We start from the raw sequence: 18,388 nt of genomic DNA on the forward strand, positions 1-18,388 counted from the left end.
CCATTTTTATTGCTCGCATACAAAATGAAGGGGTACAAAAATGGAAAGATAAGACCCGAAAACGACATTTTTAAAACAATAGTAAAAAAAATCAAAGAGTTCCCAGCAAAAATATTATTTAACTTGGCTTAATTCTTTTGCTAAAAGCAAGCTTTCTTCTGCTTTTGGTGATATAAAACGCCCAAGTAAAAGATAAGCAACAGGTGTTACGTAAAGGGTGACAAGTGTTGCCAAACCTAAACCACCAACAATTACCCAACCCAAGGCTATACGCGCTTCTGCACCAGCACCTTTTGCTAAAACCAAAGGAATACCTCCTAAAATAGCGCAAATCATCGTCATACAAACCGGACGAAGACGAATATTTGCTGCCTCTTCTATAGCGTCACGAACACTCTTACCTTGATCACGCAACTGATCTGCAAACTCAACAATAAGAATACCATTCTTAGCCATAATACCAATCAACAAAATCAAACCAATTTGACTATAAATATTAAGGCTTACGCCGCTCAAAAGCATAGCAATTGCAGCACAACCAAGCCCTAACGGTACAGTAGCCATAATAATAAAACCCGAAACAAAACTTTCAAACTGCGCTGCTAAGACCAATAAAATAATGATAAAAGCAACACCAAAAACAATAATGAAATTTGAAAAGGTTTCGTTAAGCGTTGCGGCACTCCCTAAAGGAATAATATACTCTCCATCAGACAACAGAGGAGAAGCACTTTCTTGAACAATCTGGTAAGCTTCTCCTAAAGAAAAAGTGGGGGCAAAATTGGTGCTTAAAACAACAGCATTCATGCGTTCTTCTCGTTTTAATTGGGGTGCAATAGCTTTTTCATGCAAATTTGCCACAACTGAGAGAGGAACATATTTATTATCTTTTGTTTTTAAGAAAACATTTTCCAAATGAGCAGGATTGTTAATAGGATTTTTACGCGAAGTAAGCTTTACATCATAAGAGCGGTTATTGACATGAATAGAACCTATTTTCTTTCCATCTAATATTGTTTGTAAAACATCGCTAATATTGGTGACATTAATTCCTAAATCAGACGCTCTTTCTCGATTAATTTCAATAAAAAATTGTGGTTGTGTTGCATCAATAGCAAGCCGTGGACGCATAAAACGGGAATCTTTTTGCAAAACATTGACAAGCTTATCAGCAATAGACTGCAATTTGGTGTAATTATTTCCAAGGATTGCAAATTGCAATCCTTGCCCAATTCCAGAAGTTCCTAAAGAATTCCCTTGGGCAACAAATGCAAATACTGCCGGAAAAGCTTTCAATTTTACATTAATATCTTTTACAATTTCTTGTTGGCTACGCGTACGCTTCTCCCAAGGAGAAAACAATAAAACGAGAAAAGCTGTATTAGGTGATCCCCCAATTCCCGCAATGGAATAACTGTTAGCAATTTCACCTGAATCATACAGTGGCTTTAAACTTGCTGCAATTTGCTCAACCTGCTCATTGAGATATTGTGTTGAAACTCCCTGCGGTCCATTAATAACCATAAGTACAACACCTCTATCTTCTTCTGGTGTAAGCTCCTTTTGTATTTTCATATAACTTCCAGCACAGAACACTAAAAAAACAAGTGATGCAAATACGACAATCCAAGGATGAGTTAAACATTTATGCAAATAATAAGCATAATTTCTGCTGAAAAACGCTCCTAAATTGTCTAGAAAAATGAAACGATATTTTTTTTCTTCATTTCCTTTAACTTGTGCTTTAAGAAAGCGTGAAACAAGCATAGGACAAAGAGTCAACGCAACAATAGAAGAAAACAGTACAGAAACAGCTAAAACAAAACCAAATTCCCTAAAAAGTCCACCTACTTGCCCAGGAAGAAAAGAAATTGGCACAAAAACAGCAACCAAAGTCAATGTCGTTGCCACAACAGCAAAAAACACTTCTCGCGTTCCTAAAACTGCTGCCGATCGGGTTCCTAATCCCATATTTCGCCACCGAACAATGTTTTCTAAAACAACTATGGCATCATCCACGACAAGACCTGTTGCTAAAACAAGCCCTAAAAAGGTGAGAATATTCAATGAAAACCCTACAAGATAAATGGCAGCAATTGTACCAATCAAAGCGATTGGAATAGATAAAGCAGGAACAAGTGTTATACGAAAATCTCTTAAGAAAAGAAAAATGACAAGAATAACGCTCAATACAGCAATGAATAACGCGACCCCAACCTCATGAAGTGCACTTTTAATAAAGATTGCATCATCATTAATAATATCTACATGGACAGAAGGTGGAAGGATAGTTTTAAGATGTTTGAGAACTTCTTGAACCCCTTCAGAAATACTAAGAGTGTTAGATTGTGCTTTACGTACAATGCCTAATCCAACGCCTGTTTTACCATTAATGCGAAGAATAACCTTTTCTGTATCCGGTGATAAAGTCACATGTGCAACATCGCCAACGCGTACATGAGGTTTTAATATAACTTTTTCAAAAGCTTCTGGTGTCGTCAAACGAGCGGTTGCACGCACAACTAAAGCCTGTTTAGAATTACGTAATGATCCTACAGGTGCATCGATAGACATATTAGAAAGAACACGCGAAATATCTGCTACTGTCAAACCGTAACTCGCGAGTTTTGCTTGATCAATATCAACTTGAAAAATCTTTGTATGTGCACTGGCAATTTGCACATCACCAACACCTTCAACCGCAGAAATTGCGTCAACAATTTTCTCATCTACAATTGTTGTCAAATCATCAATATTCATTGTTGATGAAGTGACAACGATATACATCATTGCAGATGCATCTGCATCTGCTTTGATAATCAAAGGAGCATCTGCATCTTGAGGAAGAGCATATGAAATGCGAGAGAGAGCTTCTCGAAGATCAGAGGCAGCAACATTCAAATCAACACCCACATGGAACATAATCTGTACACGAGAACGACCAAAAGAAGATGTTGAAGAAATCGTCTTCACTCCTGCAACACGAGATACTGTATCCTCTATAACTTTTGTAATTTCACGATCAATGGTTTCTGCTGATGCACCAGAAAAAGTTGTCACTATCGTCGTCACTGGTATATCTACATCTGGTAATTCACGCACATCCACATTCATCCATGCAGCAAACCCTGCAAGCAAAATCATCGCATTCAAGACAAAGGTTAAAACTGGTCTGCGAATAAATAACGCAATATAACCACCTTGTTTTGACTGTGCTAAAAGAGGTTCTGTTTTCAACTCTCCAGCCATTATATATCCTGCCCATTAGCTTCTGATTGTTTTTGTTGATGGGCTGTAACATCATTAAAAATAACCCTGCTTCCTGGATAGAGCATCTGAACCCCTTGAATCACAACTTTATCATCATTTTCCAAAGGCGCTTTAACTAACACCTGATCTGCTTTATGCTGAACAATTGATACGGGAATGGACTCTACTTTTCCCTCTCTTACACGCCAAACGAATGATCCTTTATTATTCCATTGAATGGCAAGAGGATTTACCACAGGGAAAGAACCACCATGAAATTTAAGCGTTGCTGTAAAAGACATACCAGACATGAGGATATCTCTTTCGTTATTGATTTCAACTTGGATATGAAGTGTGCGACTTTCTGAATCAACAATATTATCAATCGCATAAATATGACCAACAAAAGTCTTATCTGGCTGTGCCGTTAATGTTGCCGTGACCTTATCCCCTTTATGGATATACGATGCATAGCGTTCAGGAACCCATATATCAACTAAAATACGTTCTCTATTTTCAATCCGGCCTATGACAGTATTAACCGTCACAGCATTCCCCTCATCAATGGGTAAAATACCAACAATTCCGCTAATTGGTGAACGAATTGTCCGCCGATCAAGTTCTAATTCAGCATTACGTAAAGCCAAATTTGTGTTATCCAACTCTAAGCGGGCAGTAATTTCTTGAACCTCTGTTGCCGTCTTGCTCATACGTAATTTAAGGATACGAGAAAGTGTTAATGCACTATTATCACGTTGTACTTTTGCTTTTTCAGCTGCTATTTGTTCTTTTTTAGAATCGAGTTTTATAAGCACATCACCTGCTTGTACTCTCATACCAGCTGACACAAAAATCTTATCAACAATACCTGATGACCAAGGTGTCAATTCCACAGAAGCTAATGCTTTTCCACTGCCAAGCGCATTTAGCTGTTCATAAAAATCTTCAATTTTCACAAGATCAACAACCACATTCATTGGCGGTCGTTCCGCCGGTGTTTTTGAGATTTCATGTGATGCATTTGTGGCTTTATCCACGATAGAAATGCGTTGTTGTGAACTTTGTTTCCCTGCCCAATAAGTAATCATCAAAATGAGAATGAGAAATACCCATGGAAAGGTCTTTTTTAACAGCTCCATACCTCTAACCTTGTTGCACCAATGAATATGTTAACTTTTCTGAAACAGTCCTCAACAGTTAAATCCGAATTTCATATAAAAACCGAACTGCAGATAGTATAAACTTACCCCCCTGTAAAAAACATATCTCATCTTTTATTTGACTATCTTTCGTAAATTAAAACGTCAAGTTAACTATCGTTCACATATCAAAGAAACTATTATAAAAAATCTCAGCAAAATCAGAAATATAGAGAAGCTTTTTTAAAAAGCTCACATTAACAGAAAGATAAAATTTTTATTTTCACCAAGTTTCACTTGCAATTCCTCTATGAAACGATTAGGAACCCTTTGTCATAATAAGATGGAAAATTGAAAATCTATGCACCCGTAGCTCAGCTGGATAGAGCACCAGACTACGAATCTGGGGGTCAGGAGTTCGAATCTCTTCGGGTGCGCCACTCTCTCATTCCTCATTATTTAAGAGGATGCTTCTTTGTTGGAATATTTACCATTCTGTAATGATTGCATTGCTAGAAAACAGAATATCCATTCTTTTGATTGTAAATCAAAAAGACTTCCTGAAATGTTTTTAAATGCATCAGATTTCCAATATGTTTTTATGCCTCTAAAGAATTCTGTTACCTTGTAATGACTCAAAACAAAATATTCTTCTCTTTATTTTAATTTTAAGAGCCTTTAGAATTTTAACAAAAACTTCTTTCACAAAACCTCCAGAGTTATGACGGCCTTTCTTATCAAGATATAGAAAACCTGAAAGAATGGACTATTTGGAAATCAAGAAAACAATAAATACAGGACGTCCCCATGAAAAATTTAAGACTGTGGTATCGTTTTTTTAAAAATCCTCCATTCTTTCTAAGCTTGTGAAAACGAAAAATCTCGCGATTCTTTTTCATAAAAATAATAAAATTGCTTGATTTTTTCCGCTTTGGTTTTCCCTCTTGCACAGTATGTTATCGACCTCTATGATATCTTCCAACTCTATATTCTATAGGTTCTCTCGTCTGATGATAGTACACACTCTTAATGTCAACAAAAGCCAAGTTTAAAGAATTTTGCCATGCCTAAAACAGATATTGAAATTGCTCGTTCTGCTCAAAAGAAACATATTACTGAAATTGCCAAAAAAATTGGTATTACACATGAAGATCTTATTCCTTATGGACATGATAAAGCTAAAATTTCTTCTGCATATATAAAATCACTCAATAAAAATCCGGATGGTAAACTTATCCTCGTTACGGCTATTAACCCAACACCTGCTGGAGAAGGAAAAACGACAACAACAGTTGGTCTCAATGATGCTCTCAATCTTATCGGAAAAAAACTATAGCCGCCTTGAGAGAACCATCTTTAGGTCCCTGTTTTGGTATAAAAGGTGGTGCTGCTGGAGGTGGCTATGCCCAAGTTGTACCGATGGATGACCTTAATTTGCATTTTACTGGTGATTTTCATGCGATTACGGCTGTTCATAATCTTCTCGCCGCAATGATAGACAATCATATTTACTGGGGAAATAATTTGAATATTGATCCCCGCCGTATTGTTTGGAGACGAGTCCTTGACATGAATGATCGTGCATTGCGCGATATTGTTACTTCCCTAGGTGGGGTCACTAACGGTTTTCCTCGTCAAACAGGTTTTGATATTACTGTTGCATCAGAAATTATGGCACTTTTTTGCCTGGCCGAAAATTTAGAAAATCTTACGCAAAGACTCAAAAAAATTATTGTTGCCTATCGTTATGATAAAACACCTGTGACAGTTGCTGATCTCAATGCGGAAGGGGCAATGACTGTTCTCCTTAAAGATGCCATGCAACCCAACCTTGTACAAACAATTGAAAATAACCCTGTTCTTGTTCACGGAGGTCCTTTTGCCAATATTGCTCATGGCTGTAATTCAGTTATAGCAACAAAAACCGCTTTAAAACTCGCCGATTATGTTGTCACAGAAGCAGGTTTTGGAGCAGATCTTGGAGCAGAAAAATTCTTCAATATTAAATGTCGACAAGCAGGGATCGCACCAAGCGCAACAGTGATTGTCACAACAATTCGCGCATTAAAAATGCATGGTGGTGTGGACAAAAAGAAGCTGACAGAGGAGAATATTACAGCTTTACAAGAGGGAGCAGCTAACCTTTTACGACATATCAAAAACATGGAGCACTATGGCATCCCCTGTGTTATCGCTCTTAATCATTTTGATACCGATAGCGATGCTGAAATAAGCACATTACAAAAAATAGTTGCAACAACTGGACACAAAGCCATTGTCTGCAAACATTGGAAACAAGGTGGAAAAGGCGCAGTAGCACTTGCACAAGAACTTGTTACTTTGATTGAAGAAAAAGATTGCCATTTTAAAGTTCTGTATCAAGACACACTGCCACTCGTTCAAAAAATTAACGCTATTGTAAAAAATCTCTATGGTGGTCGTGGAGCTGTAATCGCTGACCCTCTTCTCAAACAGCTTGAATGTTGGGAAAAAGAAGGTTATGGTGCATACCCTATTTGTATGGCAAAAACACCCTATTCCTTTTCTGCTGATCCCACTCAATACGGCGCTCCTGTTGATTTTGAAATTCCTGTACGTGAAGTTCGTCTGTTGGCAGGTGCAGGTTTTATTGTTGTCATTTGCGGAAATGTCATGACTATGCCTGGCTTACCGCATTGCCCTAGCGCTGAGAAAATTTATCTTGACGAAAATGATCAGATACAAGGGCTTTCATAAGCTTATACCCATAAGCTCCATCATTCATTACGGATAGCACCTAATAACAAAAAAATAGAATTTTAAAAAGCGATATAGACAAACACCTTCTTTATGTGATATGTAGGTGCGTATTGTATGTATGGTATGTATATATGATATGTGTCCTTTTGGATATCTCTTTAAAAGAGAGTGGGTTTTTTCCTATTATTTATAAAACTGAAACAAAGCAGGATAAATAGTGCAAGTACTCGTTCGTGATAATAATATTGATCAAGCGCTACGCGCGTTGAAAAAAAAGATGCAACGTGAAGGTATCTTCCGTGAAATGAAAATGCGTGGTTATTATGAAAAACCATCAGAAAAACGTGCTCGTGAAAAGGCTGAAGCTGTTCGCCGTACACGCAAGCTTGCTCGTAAGCGTGCACAAAGGGAAGGTTTTGTTAGTAACGGTCGGACTTCTGCAGTAAGATAGTAGATGTTTGTTGGCATCTTAAAGAGTCATATAAGCAGTTGAATGGATAAATCATTAGGCTAGTTTGTTTGATATGGTAAACGGTTTTTCTTTATCGCTGTAATTATTCCTCTATTTTTTTAAGCAATGCATTGATTTTTAATAATAATTTATTCTTTTATAGTGAATCAGATTCCCAGTATCGTAAAATTCTCTTATTTCAAACCCTCTTATAAAACCAATTAAAAATTAAAATTGTTTCCTTGCGCATCACAAATGGAGCTGGTGTGTGGGTATAGGGTGTTTGAGAAAGAAATATCTCTTACGAGCACTCTCAGATGCTACTGGCTGTCAATATTGGGGGCTCGTAAAAAGTATGATCGTGCTGGCTTGCTTCTTCATAAGAGTAAGGATGGTGGTGCACAGTGATATCTAAGCATTCAGACTCTCTCAATCAACTCAAATCGGGAAATATAAGCCAACTATCACAATATGTAATTGTGTGCACAAAGAATATAATATCGATCACACAACTTTCCTCTTCAACATTCATTAAATGAGATGATAAATTCTATAACTTTTAGTATTTCATAACAATAGAGTTTCTCGTCTCATTTCTGGAACTAATAGGCATTTATAGAACCCTTATGCCTCTTCCTATGCTTATAGCATTGCCAAACTGGATAGCACTTACTTTATAACTTGAAAAGCTTGTAAGAAACGTAGGTATAAAGAATCACCTTATGTTTGTGAAATAATAATTTAGTTCCTCGTATCTTGGCTTATTCTCAATATTACAGAATACTTTTGCATTTGGTTGATTTACGAATACATATTTTATTCATCCTAAAGCTACTCTTCAAGTTATCTGCTGATCTCTTTACTGACCTGTTATTGAACAATTTTTTGATAATACCAGTATAACTGTAGCATCATTTATAAAACAAATCAGATAAAGAGATATAATACTCCCCCCCAATCTGTCATACAAAAACAGATATAACACGGACGAACCTAAAATATCTTCAATATTTATTGCAATCATACACTCCATGAGATGTCACGAACGATCTAAAAACACATTTTTGTAAATAAAGAAAACATTAAGAATGTTTAAATTTTTATCTTAACTTATCCTATAATTTTTGTAACAATTTCTGCATTGTTTAGATCTCTTTAACTAGCAGTGTGTCATAGCTCTTTTATCAGTTTTCACTATCTTCCAGATCTTAAATTGCCAATATAAAAAAGAAATAAAAGGTTTAAGTGTGCAATATTCTTATTGGTTCCGATTTTTAGTGCTTACATTACATTTCTCCATAGCAGGATTCTTGATATTCAGTTTCCCTCGTTTTCTGCACGCACAAACACTCAATAAAAATTCTGGGGAAAATCTAGGACAAAGTGGCTTACCACTTCCACGATTTGCTTCCATTAAACCTACCCGTGTGAATGTGCGCATCGGACCAGGAAGCAATTACTCTATTATCTTTACTTATAAAAAACAGGGCCTTCCTATTGAAATCATCCAAGAATACGATCAATGGCGCAAAATTCGTGACGCCGAAGGTGATGAAGGCTGGGTATACCAATCGCTTCTATCAGGAAAACGGACCGCTATAACTATTCCATGGCAAAAAGATAAAACAAAAAGGCTGATGCTACGCAAAAACCCTACAGAAAATGCAGAACTGGTGGCAGAAGTAGAACCTAACGTCATTGGCAATATTCGCCAATGCAATGGACATTGGTGCGAACTAAATATTAATAATATTCGAGGATGGCTTCACCAAACTCAGTTATGGGGAATCTATCCTGATGAAAAAATAGAAAAATAAAAAGTTGATGAATCTTTAAATCAAATAAGTTTAATTTTTATTCTTTGTTATTCTTCTCTGTTCTTTGGCTTTCTTCTCACTCTAAGGCAACGGAATTACTACCTGTACTGATCTGTACACAGTCCGGCTTTTCTGCGATTCCACTTGACTTAACCACTTATATAATTCAATTCATAGGCTCTATGGATAAAGCCCCTATCCTAAATTCACCGTACTCTCTAAGAAGGTCACTCCCCTTGTGCAAAACAAAATGCCAAAAAACACCGTTGTGTTGCCAATTCACACGCTTTCTTTAAAGAAATATGTCTCAATGCTCATAAACCCCTTTTACGACAGTAGACCATAAATGGTATAATGGTAAAATCATTATATACCACCACCTTTATATTTATAAAGATGCAATCTGATACCATCATAATATGCAAGCCTCCAATATTGGCAAGCCCTTAGCACCTGAGAGCATTCATAAGAAGCATTTTATTCCTTTCTTAAACGCTACTCACATACCAACTCTCCTTATTGCTTATTGCACGCAAAAAGTTGATTTTAATTGATTTAATGTGAGAGAGTGTATGATGAGAAAATTACACTGTCTTCGGAATTATAATTCAAGTTAAAAAATAATTATTCAACATAACAAATCAATATGTTATCTAACGAGATACTCTCGCTTAAAACTTTATAGGCCTTACATTATAATCTTCAATGATGATGTTCTACAAAATAACTGAATCATAAAATCAGCTCTTTGGTTTTAACCGAACTATCAAATCAACATGCGAAATTTCCATCCCTTCCGGCGGTTTAGGCAAATTTCCAATAATAGGAGCTTCTTCTAAATTGCAAGGAATATCAAGAATACGATTTTCACCTTCTATATAAAAATGATAATGATCCGATGTATTAGTATCAAACCAAGTTTTGGAACCTTCTACGGCAATAATCCGTAATAACCCTGCTTCCGTAAATTGATGAAGCGTATTATAAACCGTTGCTAAAGAGACAGGTACACCCAATCTACTTGCCTCTTCATAGAGCTCTTCAGCGGCGATATGACGGTTGCCTTGAGAAAAAATCATATTAGCAAGTTCCAACCGCTGGCGTGTTGGTCGCAAGCCATTTTGACGTAAACGTTTTTCCAACATAGAGGCGGAATAATAACGTATAACTTTCCCACAATCTTTCACGGTTTGTTGTTCTTCATTCAAATCTAAATTGTCTGCGCTCACTGACATATTAAAAACCACAATATTTTTTTCAAATAAGGTTAAAATAAAAAAATGGAAAGGATACGATACAATTTTTATACTCCATTTTTAAATAACCACTCACGCAGGATACATAAAAAAGGGCTTTTGTCATTAAAAATGATATAAAATCATTTCCCTCTCTTTAAAATTTGCTCTAAAAGTAAATTGAGAAAAGCGCAGAAGTCAAAATATACGTAAATAAATGGAGTAACAATGGCTGAACAAAAGTCTCACTACACTTATGAAGAACTTTTAAGCTGCGCTCGCGGCGAAATGTTTGGCAAGGGTAATGCACAATTACCAGCACCACCAATGTTAATGATTCATCGAATCACCCAGATCAGTGAAACTAGCGGTGAATATAATAAAGGAATGGTTCGTGCTGAATTTGACATTACTCCAGACCTCTGGTTTTTTGACTGTCACTTTATAGGTGATCCAGTCATGCCAGGATGTCTCGGTTTAGATGGTATGTGGCAGTTAACAGGTTTTTTTCTCGGTTGGTTAGGTGAATTAGGAAAAGGGAGGGCTATATCAACAGGTGAAGTAAAATTATCCGGTATGGTGACTCCAAAAACCAAACTTCTTGAATATGGAATAGATTTTAAACGCATCCGGCGTGGGAATTTGGTACTAGGTATAGCTGATGGATGGGTAAAAGCAGATGGAGAAACTATCTATAAAGCAAGCGATTTACGTGTTGCTTTATTTAAAGAAGACTAGAATCATTTCCACTAAAAGGAACATTTTGTTATTCTTTATAGAACAAGGAGGTATGGATGCGTCGAGTTGTTGTAACTGGAATGGGAATTGTCTCCGCAATTGGAAATAATCCAGAGGCTGTTTTAACCAGTTTGTATGAAGCAAAATCAGGAATTTCTTATGCACCCCAATATGCTGAGTTAGGTTTTCGTAGCAGAGTTTATGGCAAACCTGATGTTAATATAGAGGAATTGGTTGATCGGCGTGCTTTGCGCTTTCATGGACGTGGAACTGCTTGGAATCATATCGCTATGGATCAAGCAATCGCTGATGCGGGTTTAGAGCCTCATGAAATATCAAATGAACATACAGGCATCATTATGGGTTCTGGAGGAGCTTCAACGCAATCCATCGTTGAAGCTGCTGACATCACGCGTCAAAAAGGCCCAAAACGTGTAGGTCCTTTTATTGTGCCTAAAGCAATGAGTTCTACAGCATCCGCAACGCTTGCAACTTTTTTTAAAATTAAAGGCGTGAATTATTCAATCTCTTCGGCTTGTGCTACCTCTAATCATTGTATTGGCAATGCTTATGAATTAATACAATATGGCAGGCAAGATCGTGTCTTTGCTGGTGGTTGCGAAGATCTGGACTGGACATTATCTGTACTCTTCGATGCCATGGGCGCTATGTCCAGTAAATATAATGATACACCAGAAAAGGCTTCACGTGCCTATGATGTTAATCGTGATGGATTTGTTATTGCTGGTGGAGCAGGTGTTTTGGTTCTTGAAGAACTTGAGCTTGCTAAAGCACGTGGTGCAAAAATCTACGGGGAAATTGTTGGATATGGTGCTACATCTGATGGACATGACATGGTTGCCCCATCTGGTGAGGGAGCAGAACGGTGCATGCGCATGGCACTTGCAACTGTAAATAATAAAATTGATTATATTAATCCCCATGCAACAGCAACACCTGTTGGTGATCCTCCAGAAATAGAAGCTATTCGTCATATCTTTGGAGCAGGTGATCAATGTCCACCAATTTCTGCTACAAAATCTCTGACAGGTCATTCCTTGGGAGCAGCAGGTGTTCACGAGGCAATCTATACACTGTTAATGATGAATCATGATTTTATTTGTGAGAGTGCTCATATTGAAGAACTTGACCCAGCTTTTGCTGATATGCCAATCGTTCGTGAACGCCTTGATCATCAACAACTTAATACTGTATTGTCAAATACATTTGGTTTTGGCGGTACCAATGCAACGCTCATTTTTCAACGCTATGCATAAATAGGAGTTCTTAGCTGGTTGAAAAAAGCACGGTCTTACGGAGAATAATATGAAAGGTTTGATGGAGGGCAAACGTGGCCTTATTATGGGGGTTGCAAATGACCATTCGATTGCATGGGGCATTGCATGCCAGCTAGCACAAGCAGGAGCCGAATTAGCATTTACCTATCAAGGAGAGGCTTTTGGAAAACGGGTTCAACCTCTAGCAAAGCAGCTTGGTTGTAAATTGTTGCTTGAATGTGATGTTGAAAAAATTGAAAGTGTCGACCATGTCTTTGAATATCTTGAAAAAGAATGGAAAACAATTGATTTTGTTGTGCATGCCATTGGTTTTTCAGATAAAAATCAATTAAAAGGGCGCTACGTTGATGTTACAACACGCGAGAATTTTAAACGTACGATGCTTATTTCGGCTTATTCTTTTACTGAAATTGCCCAGCGTGCCGGTAAACTTATGCCGAATGGAGGCGCACTTTTAACACTCACCTATGGAGCTTCACAACAAGTTGTTCCTAATTACAATATCATGGGTGTTGCTAAAGCTGCTTTAGAAGCTATGGTACGTTATTTAGCAGCAGATTTTGGTCCGCAGAATATTCGCGTTAATGCAATTTCAGCTGGACCTGTAAGAACTTTAGCGGGTAATGGCATTGCATCTGCACGTGCGATTTTTTCGTATCAACGCCGTAATGCTCCATTGCGCCGCACCGTAAACATTCATGAAATTGGTAAATCTGCTCTTTACCTTCTCTCTGATTTATCATCAGGTGTTACTGGTGAAATTCATTATGTTGACTCAGGTTATAATATTATGTCTATGCCAACACTTGAAGAATTAAAACAAAGTGAGGAAATACGGGGAGAATAACTGTCCATAATGCTTTTAAAAAAGTGTAAAAATAACCATTTGCATAGCTTTTAAAAATATATTAGATGCGCTCTTTTTGTCTATAACATTTGTCATGAGAGCAAATAGTTTATTTTTTAAAATGTGAATTAGATAGCGATCAAGTTTTTTATTTTTAAGTTATATTGCATAAAAAATGCTCTTCTCTCGCTTTCTAGTTTGCTAAAATTTTGTGCTTTGTCTCATGGTTTACGTCATATATTGTGAGCTATTCTATTATATGATATATGATCGCCATATCTTTTTGAAAAATTTAAAAGCATACTGTATCATGCATCTCATCTTTGAGTGTTCTTCTCAATAATGTATTGGCTGCATCAACTACACTTTTATCGCAAAATAAGACTTGATAAATTTGTTCTGTAATGGGCATTTCCACCTTGATACGCCGTGCTAATCTATACACTTCTTCGGTATTTAAGTAACCTTCAACAACTTGGCCAATCTGTTTTTCTGCTTCTTTTGTATTCATTCCTTGACCAAGAAGCATACCAAAACGACGATTGCGCGATTGATTATCAGTACATGTCAAAACCAAATCACCTAAACCTGTCATACCCATAAATGTGGAAAGCTCAGCACCCATAGCGACACCCAAACGACTGATTTCCGCTAATCCTCGCGTGATAAGTGCTATTCGAGCATTTGCCCCAAACCCCATACCATCTGATATTCCCGCACCGATAGCAATAACATTTTTGACTGCCCCACCTAATTGAACACCTATCATATCAGAATTTTTATAAACTCTAAAACTTTTATCAAAATGGAAAAGTTGCTGTAGCTCTTCACTAAATTCAGCATCAGAAGCTGCCACCGTAATTGCAGTAGGCAGACCGATAGCAAGCTCCTTGGCAAAAGTTGGTCCAGAAAAAACAGCTAAAGGGATTTTATTCCCTAAAATCTCGCGAGCAACTTCTTGTAAGATACGTCCTGTCCCATGCTCCAAGCCTTTTGTGGCCCAAATAATACGTGAATGTTGATCCAAATAAGGTTGGATATTGTATAATACCTGATGAAACACATGGCTTGGTACAGCGATTAATATATCATGGCTTGCCGCTATTGCAGTTTCAAGCGAAGCCTCAGGGAATAAATTCTCAGGAAAGCGAATATCGGGTAAAAATTTCTGATTGCAACGATATTTTTGTAATGCTCTGATATGTTGAGGATTGTGCCCCCAAAGTAAAACACGGTGATCGTTACGAGCAAGAGCGACAGCTAATGCCGTGCCAAAAGAACCAGCACCAATAATTGTCATCGAAACGGGTTTCATCAAATTTTTTGATTATTCTCCAAATTTTTACTTTTAATCTCTCATGATTTTATTCTAACACAACATGAAACCCTGTCAAAATTCTCATGCTCCCCTGTCTTGAACTGTATAAAAATCATTTTTTATCTCAAATTTCAGTAAAGATTTCACTAAATTTATCTATGAACTTTCTGTTTACAATATAAAAACACATCCAAAATGATCCTCTTTAAATGGTTACTTCCTACCCCTTATTTATCAACTACCTCACATTCCATAAACTTGTTTGTGACGAATACTCATAAAAAAAGAGCCAATGCACTTGGCATTGGCTCTATGGATATTTTTATTCTTAATAATTTTACTGTACAGGCGTTTGCGTATTCGGTACTTGTTCCATGGGCATTTCTACCCTTGGTGCCTGCTCTATAGAAGATGGTGTATTTGGATCTTGTTCCTTGGATACCTGAGTGTTTAATAAATCTCCCACTGGTTTTTGTGTATCTGATAATTTTTCCGTCGATACAGAACTATCTCCTTGTACTTTTTCCGGCTCAACAATACGCCCTGAACCACCCATCATATTATAATTCAAATGGGAAATAGCCCACCAAGTACCTCCAATAATAATCACAACGCAAATGGCCGCAAACCACAAAGCGCTTAAATTCCATTTAGCATCTGGACCAGAACTTAAGTGCAAAAAGAAAACAATCTGCACAATAATCTGAATAATTGCCATCCCAATAAGATATGCAACCTTTGTGCTAATTGTCCAGCCTTCCATCATCCCATACATCACAGGAATAAAAGAACCTAAAGTGAAGAATACAGCTAGAATAAAGCCAATTAAATAGGAACCAGTACTGGGACCATGTGTTTCATTATGCACGCTCATTACAATGCTCCTAACAAATAAACCATGGTGAAAACACCAACCCACACAATATCAAGTAAATGCCAGAAAATTGAAAGGCATGTTAGACGCGTTTTATTATCCCGATCTAAACCACTCCGACGTAGATGAAAAAACATCACCACCATCCAGAGAAGACCAACACTCACATGAAGACCATGGGTGCCAACCAAGGCAAAAAATGCTGACCAATAAGCAGATAAAATTTCTTTTCCAAAAAATTTTAAACCTGTTGCAGGATCAATACCAGCATAAGCAGTAGGATCGTAATAAAATACCTCACTTAAAAGCTCATGGAATTCATAAATTTCCATTCCAATAAAGCAGCCTCCAAGTACAAAGGTAATGGCCATCCATAAACGTACACCACTGAGATTACCTTTATGCGCTTGTACCATAACAAACCCATAAGTAATCGATGATATCAATAAAATGGCAGTCTCAACCAAAACAAATTTTAAATCAATAAATTCACTGCCTGCTTTTCCTCCACCATAAGAAGCAGAAAAAACAGTAAAGGCTGAAAAAAGTGTTGAAAAGAGAATCAAATCCGAAAGAATATAGACCCAAAATCCAAACGTCATAACAGAACTATTGTCATGATGGTGCTCATCAATGTGAGCATTATTCATTGTCACTGCACTCATACTGTTACTCCTTGCTCTTTAAGAACGGCTGTAAAGGCATCTTCAGTTTTTTGTACTTCTTCAGCTGGAATATAATAACCATGATGATCACCTGTTAATGAATGACACAAAAGTGTTGCAATAAAACCAACCAGCCCGATCGCAACAAGCCACCAAATATGCCAAACAAGCGCAAAACCAACAACTAATGAGAAAAGTCCCGCAATAACTCCAGCCGATGTATTCGATGGCATATGAATTTTCGTAAATCCACTTGTAGGACGTTGATAACCACTTTTCTTCATATTCCAATAAGCATCATCAGTTTCTACTCTCGGAATTATCGCAAAATTGTAAGAAGGAGGAGGTGAAGAAGTAGACCATTCAAGAGTCCGTGCATCACCCCAAGAATCATTTAATGTTATTGGTAAGCGTCCCTTATGTTTGATACCATACCAAATCGCCAAAACAACTTGCAGCACAAAACAAAGAATACCAAGCAAGATAATAACGGCCCCCAGTGCAGCAATCATAAACATTGGTTGCCAACTAGGTTCCATATAATGTTGAAGACGACGTGTTGCACCCATTAGCCCAAGCGCATAAACTGGAAAAAAAGCAAGGTAAAAACCAATGAACCAACACCAAAAAGATGCAATACCAAGTGCTCGATTCGGTTTATAACCGAAAACCTTCGGAAACCAAAAAGCAAGCCCAGCTAAATAAGAAAACACTACACCCCCAATAATTGTATGGTGGAAATGCGCTACTAAAAAGAGCGAATTATGAAACTGCCAATCAGCAGGCACAATAGATAAGAGAACACCCGTTAATCCACCACCAACAAACGTAAAGATCATTCCCATGCACCAAAGCATTGGAGGCTCAAAGCGTATCTTTCCTTTATACATGGTTAGCAACCAATTAAAAACTTTTACACCCGTGGGAACGGCGATAATCATCGTGGCAATACCAAAGAAGGTATTTACAGCCTCACCTCCACCCATCGTAAAGAAATGATGCCCCCAAACAAGAAGTGAAAGAATCAAAATAACCAACATGGCCCATACCATTGAAGTATAACCAAAGAGGCGCTTTGAAGAAAAAGTTGAGACAACCTCAGAAACAATCCCAAAAGCAGGAACAACCAAAACATAAACTTCAGGATGACCAAAAATCCAAACATAGTTAATCCATACCATCGGATTTCCGCCACCAACATTGGTGAAAAAATTCATACCCAAATAACGGTCACATGCTAAAAGTGCAAATGCGACAGTTAGGACAGGATAAATAACTAAAATAAGGATATTGCTAACGAAAGCGCTCCAACAAAAGACGGGCATTTTCATCATTGTCATCCCAGGAGCACGCATTTTAATAATGGTTGCAACAAAATTGATCGCTCCCATCGTCGTTGCAATACCAGAAAGTTGAAGTGACCACAAATAATAATCCACCCCTGTATCTGGACTGTTTTGCAACTCTGCGAAAGGTGGATACATCAACCAGCCACCTCGACCAAAATTTCCAATACCTAATGATATGTTAATCAATATCGCTCCTGCTGCTGTAATCCAAAAACCTAAATTATTCGCAAAAGGAAAAGCAACATCACGAGCACCAATTTGAAGTGGTATAAGATAATTGAAAAGACCAAATAAAATCGGTGTCGCCATGAAGAAAATCATAATTGTACCATGGGCCGAAAAAATCTGATCAAAATGCTCAGGAGGCAAATAACCCGCTGTTTCACTTCCAAGAGCCAAAGCTTGATGCGTTCGCATCATAATTGCATCCGCGAAACCGCGAACAAGCATAATAATACCAAGCACGATGTACATAATGCCAATACGTTTATGGTCAACTGTTGTAATCCAATTTCGCCATAAAACTCCCCACCATCGAAGCAATGTCAAAGCAAGAACAGCAATTAAACCAACCACCCCAATCGCAATACATGTGTACAAAACAATCGGTTCATGTGCCAGTGCATGAAAAGCACCAGCCGTAGGATCTGTAAGTCTTCCAAACATTTC

Annotated in this window: 12 protein-coding genes, 1 tRNA gene and 1 pseudogene; 7 read left to right on the plus strand and 7 right to left on the minus strand. The window is 37.5% G+C overall.

The annotated features are described in order from the left end of the window. Positions 1-114: 114 nt before the first annotated feature. Both BN202_RS03405 and BN202_RS03410 read right to left on the minus strand, forming a co-directional pair. Entirely contained in the window at positions 115-3,249 is a 3,135-nt protein-coding gene (locus tag BN202_RS03405; protein ID WP_019219130.1) for an efflux RND transporter permease subunit, read from the minus strand. Further along, complete coding sequence (locus BN202_RS03410) at positions 3,249-4,388, minus strand: efflux RND transporter periplasmic adaptor subunit (protein WP_019219131.1); 1,140 nt, start codon at positions 4,386-4,388, stop codon at positions 3,249-3,251. Before BN202_RS03410 ends, BN202_RS03405 begins: the two co-directional genes overlap by 1 nt. Positions 4,389-4,751: 363 nt before the next feature. Here BN202_RS03410 and BN202_RS03415 point away from each other — a divergent pair. From BN202_RS03415 to BN202_RS03430, 4 genes and pseudogenes are all read left to right on the plus strand, one after another. Continuing rightward, positions 4,752-4,828 (plus strand) — tRNA-Arg (locus BN202_RS03415). Positions 4,829-5,451: 623 nt separating this feature from the next. Next, positions 5,452-7,124 (plus strand): annotated as a pseudogene (locus tag BN202_RS03420) (formate--tetrahydrofolate ligase). Positions 7,125-7,344: 220 nt separating this feature from the next. Further along, entirely contained in the window at positions 7,345-7,578 is a 234-nt protein-coding gene (rpsU, locus tag BN202_RS03425) for a 30S ribosomal protein S21 (RefSeq protein ID WP_019219132.1), read from the plus strand. Positions 7,579-8,825: 1,247 nt separating this feature from the next. Continuing rightward, entirely contained in the window at positions 8,826-9,395 is a 570-nt protein-coding gene (locus BN202_RS03430; RefSeq protein WP_019219133.1) for an SH3 domain-containing protein, read from the plus strand. A 740-nt stretch (positions 9,396-10,135) separates the two neighbouring features. Here BN202_RS03430 and irrA read toward each other — a convergent pair. Then, the gene (irrA, locus tag BN202_RS03435; protein ID WP_034987403.1) at positions 10,136-10,630 is read right to left on the minus strand and encodes an iron response transcriptional regulator IrrA; all 495 of its coding nucleotides are present in this window, start codon (positions 10,628-10,630) and stop codon (positions 10,136-10,138) included. 228 nt (positions 10,631-10,858) lie between these two features. On the opposite strand from irrA, the gene fabA reads away from it, so the two are divergent. The 3 genes from fabA to fabI are packed head-to-tail and all read left to right on the plus strand — an operon-like array spanning position 10,859 to position 13,513. Continuing rightward, a complete protein-coding gene (gene fabA, locus BN202_RS03440) occupies positions 10,859-11,368 on the plus strand; it encodes a 3-hydroxyacyl-[acyl-carrier-protein] dehydratase FabA (protein WP_019219135.1) in 510 nt (169 codons plus the stop codon). Between the two features lie 56 nt (positions 11,369-11,424). Next, positions 11,425-12,645, plus strand: a complete 1,221-nt coding sequence (gene fabB, locus BN202_RS03445; protein WP_019219136.1) for a beta-ketoacyl-ACP synthase I — start codon at positions 11,425-11,427, stop codon at positions 12,643-12,645. Positions 12,646-12,694: 49 nt separating this feature from the next. Further along, positions 12,695-13,513 (plus strand): enoyl-ACP reductase FabI, encoded by an 819-nt coding sequence (gene fabI / locus BN202_RS03450; protein ID WP_019219137.1) that lies wholly within the window; start codon positions 12,695-12,697, stop codon positions 13,511-13,513. A 292-nt stretch (positions 13,514-13,805) separates the two neighbouring features. Here fabI and gpsA read toward each other — a convergent pair whose 3' ends face one another. The 4 genes from gpsA to cyoB all read right to left on the minus strand — a co-directional run bounded on the left by gpsA (position 13,806) and on the right by cyoB (position 18,385). Beyond that, positions 13,806-14,828: an NAD(P)H-dependent glycerol-3-phosphate dehydrogenase gene (gene gpsA / locus BN202_RS03455; RefSeq protein WP_034987195.1), complete on the minus strand. Its 1,023-nt coding sequence runs from the start codon at positions 14,826-14,828 to the stop codon at positions 13,806-13,808. Between the two features lie 340 nt (positions 14,829-15,168). Further along, the gene (gene cyoD / locus BN202_RS03460; protein WP_019219139.1) at positions 15,169-15,705 is read right to left on the minus strand and encodes a cytochrome o ubiquinol oxidase subunit IV; all 537 of its coding nucleotides are present in this window, start codon (positions 15,703-15,705) and stop codon (positions 15,169-15,171) included. Continuing rightward, complete coding sequence (locus tag BN202_RS03465; protein ID WP_019219140.1) at positions 15,705-16,370, minus strand: cytochrome (ubi)quinol oxidase subunit III; 666 nt, start codon at positions 16,368-16,370, stop codon at positions 15,705-15,707. The genes cyoD and BN202_RS03465 overlap by 1 nt, the downstream gene beginning before the upstream one ends. After that, positions 16,367-18,385 carry a cytochrome o ubiquinol oxidase subunit I gene (cyoB, locus tag BN202_RS03470; protein WP_019219141.1) on the minus strand — a complete coding sequence of 673 codons (2,019 nt, stop codon included), beginning with the start codon at positions 18,383-18,385 and terminating at the stop codon, positions 16,367-16,369. Before cyoB ends, BN202_RS03465 begins: the two co-directional genes overlap by 4 nt. Positions 18,386-18,388: the final 3 nt, after the last annotated feature.

It is taken from the genome of Bartonella florencae, from assembly GCF_000312525.1.
GTDB lineage: Bacteria > Pseudomonadota > Alphaproteobacteria > Rhizobiales > Rhizobiaceae > Bartonella > Bartonella florencae.

What these genes read in the sequence shown, in the direction of transcription:
- BN202_RS03405 (WP_019219130.1), bottom strand. Translation starts at nt 3,249, where the DNA reads ATGGCTGGAGAGTTGAAAACAGAACCTCTTTTAGCACAGTCAAAACAA.
- BN202_RS03410 (WP_019219131.1), bottom strand. Translation starts at nt 4,388, where the DNA reads ATGGAGCTGTTAAAAAAGACCTTTCCATGGGTATTTCTCATTCTCATT.
- irrA (WP_034987403.1), bottom strand. Translation starts at nt 10,630, where the DNA reads ATGTCAGTGAGCGCAGACAATTTAGATTTGAATGAAGAACAACAAACC.
- fabA (WP_019219135.1), top strand. Translation starts at nt 10,859, where the DNA reads ATGGCTGAACAAAAGTCTCACTACACTTATGAAGAACTTTTAAGCTGC.
- fabB (WP_019219136.1), top strand. Translation starts at nt 11,425, where the DNA reads ATGCGTCGAGTTGTTGTAACTGGAATGGGAATTGTCTCCGCAATTGGA.
- fabI (WP_019219137.1), top strand. Translation starts at nt 12,695, where the DNA reads ATGAAAGGTTTGATGGAGGGCAAACGTGGCCTTATTATGGGGGTTGCA.
- gpsA (WP_034987195.1), bottom strand. Translation starts at nt 14,828, where the DNA reads ATGAAACCCGTTTCGATGACAATTATTGGTGCTGGTTCTTTTGGCACG.
- cyoD (WP_019219139.1), bottom strand. Translation starts at nt 15,705, where the DNA reads ATGAGCGTGCATAATGAAACACATGGTCCCAGTACTGGTTCCTATTTA.
- BN202_RS03465 (WP_019219140.1), bottom strand. Translation starts at nt 16,370, where the DNA reads ATGAGTGCAGTGACAATGAATAATGCTCACATTGATGAGCACCATCAT.
- cyoB (WP_019219141.1), bottom strand. Translation starts at nt 18,385, where the DNA reads ATGTTTGGAAGACTTACAGATCCTACGGCTGGTGCTTTTCATGCACTG.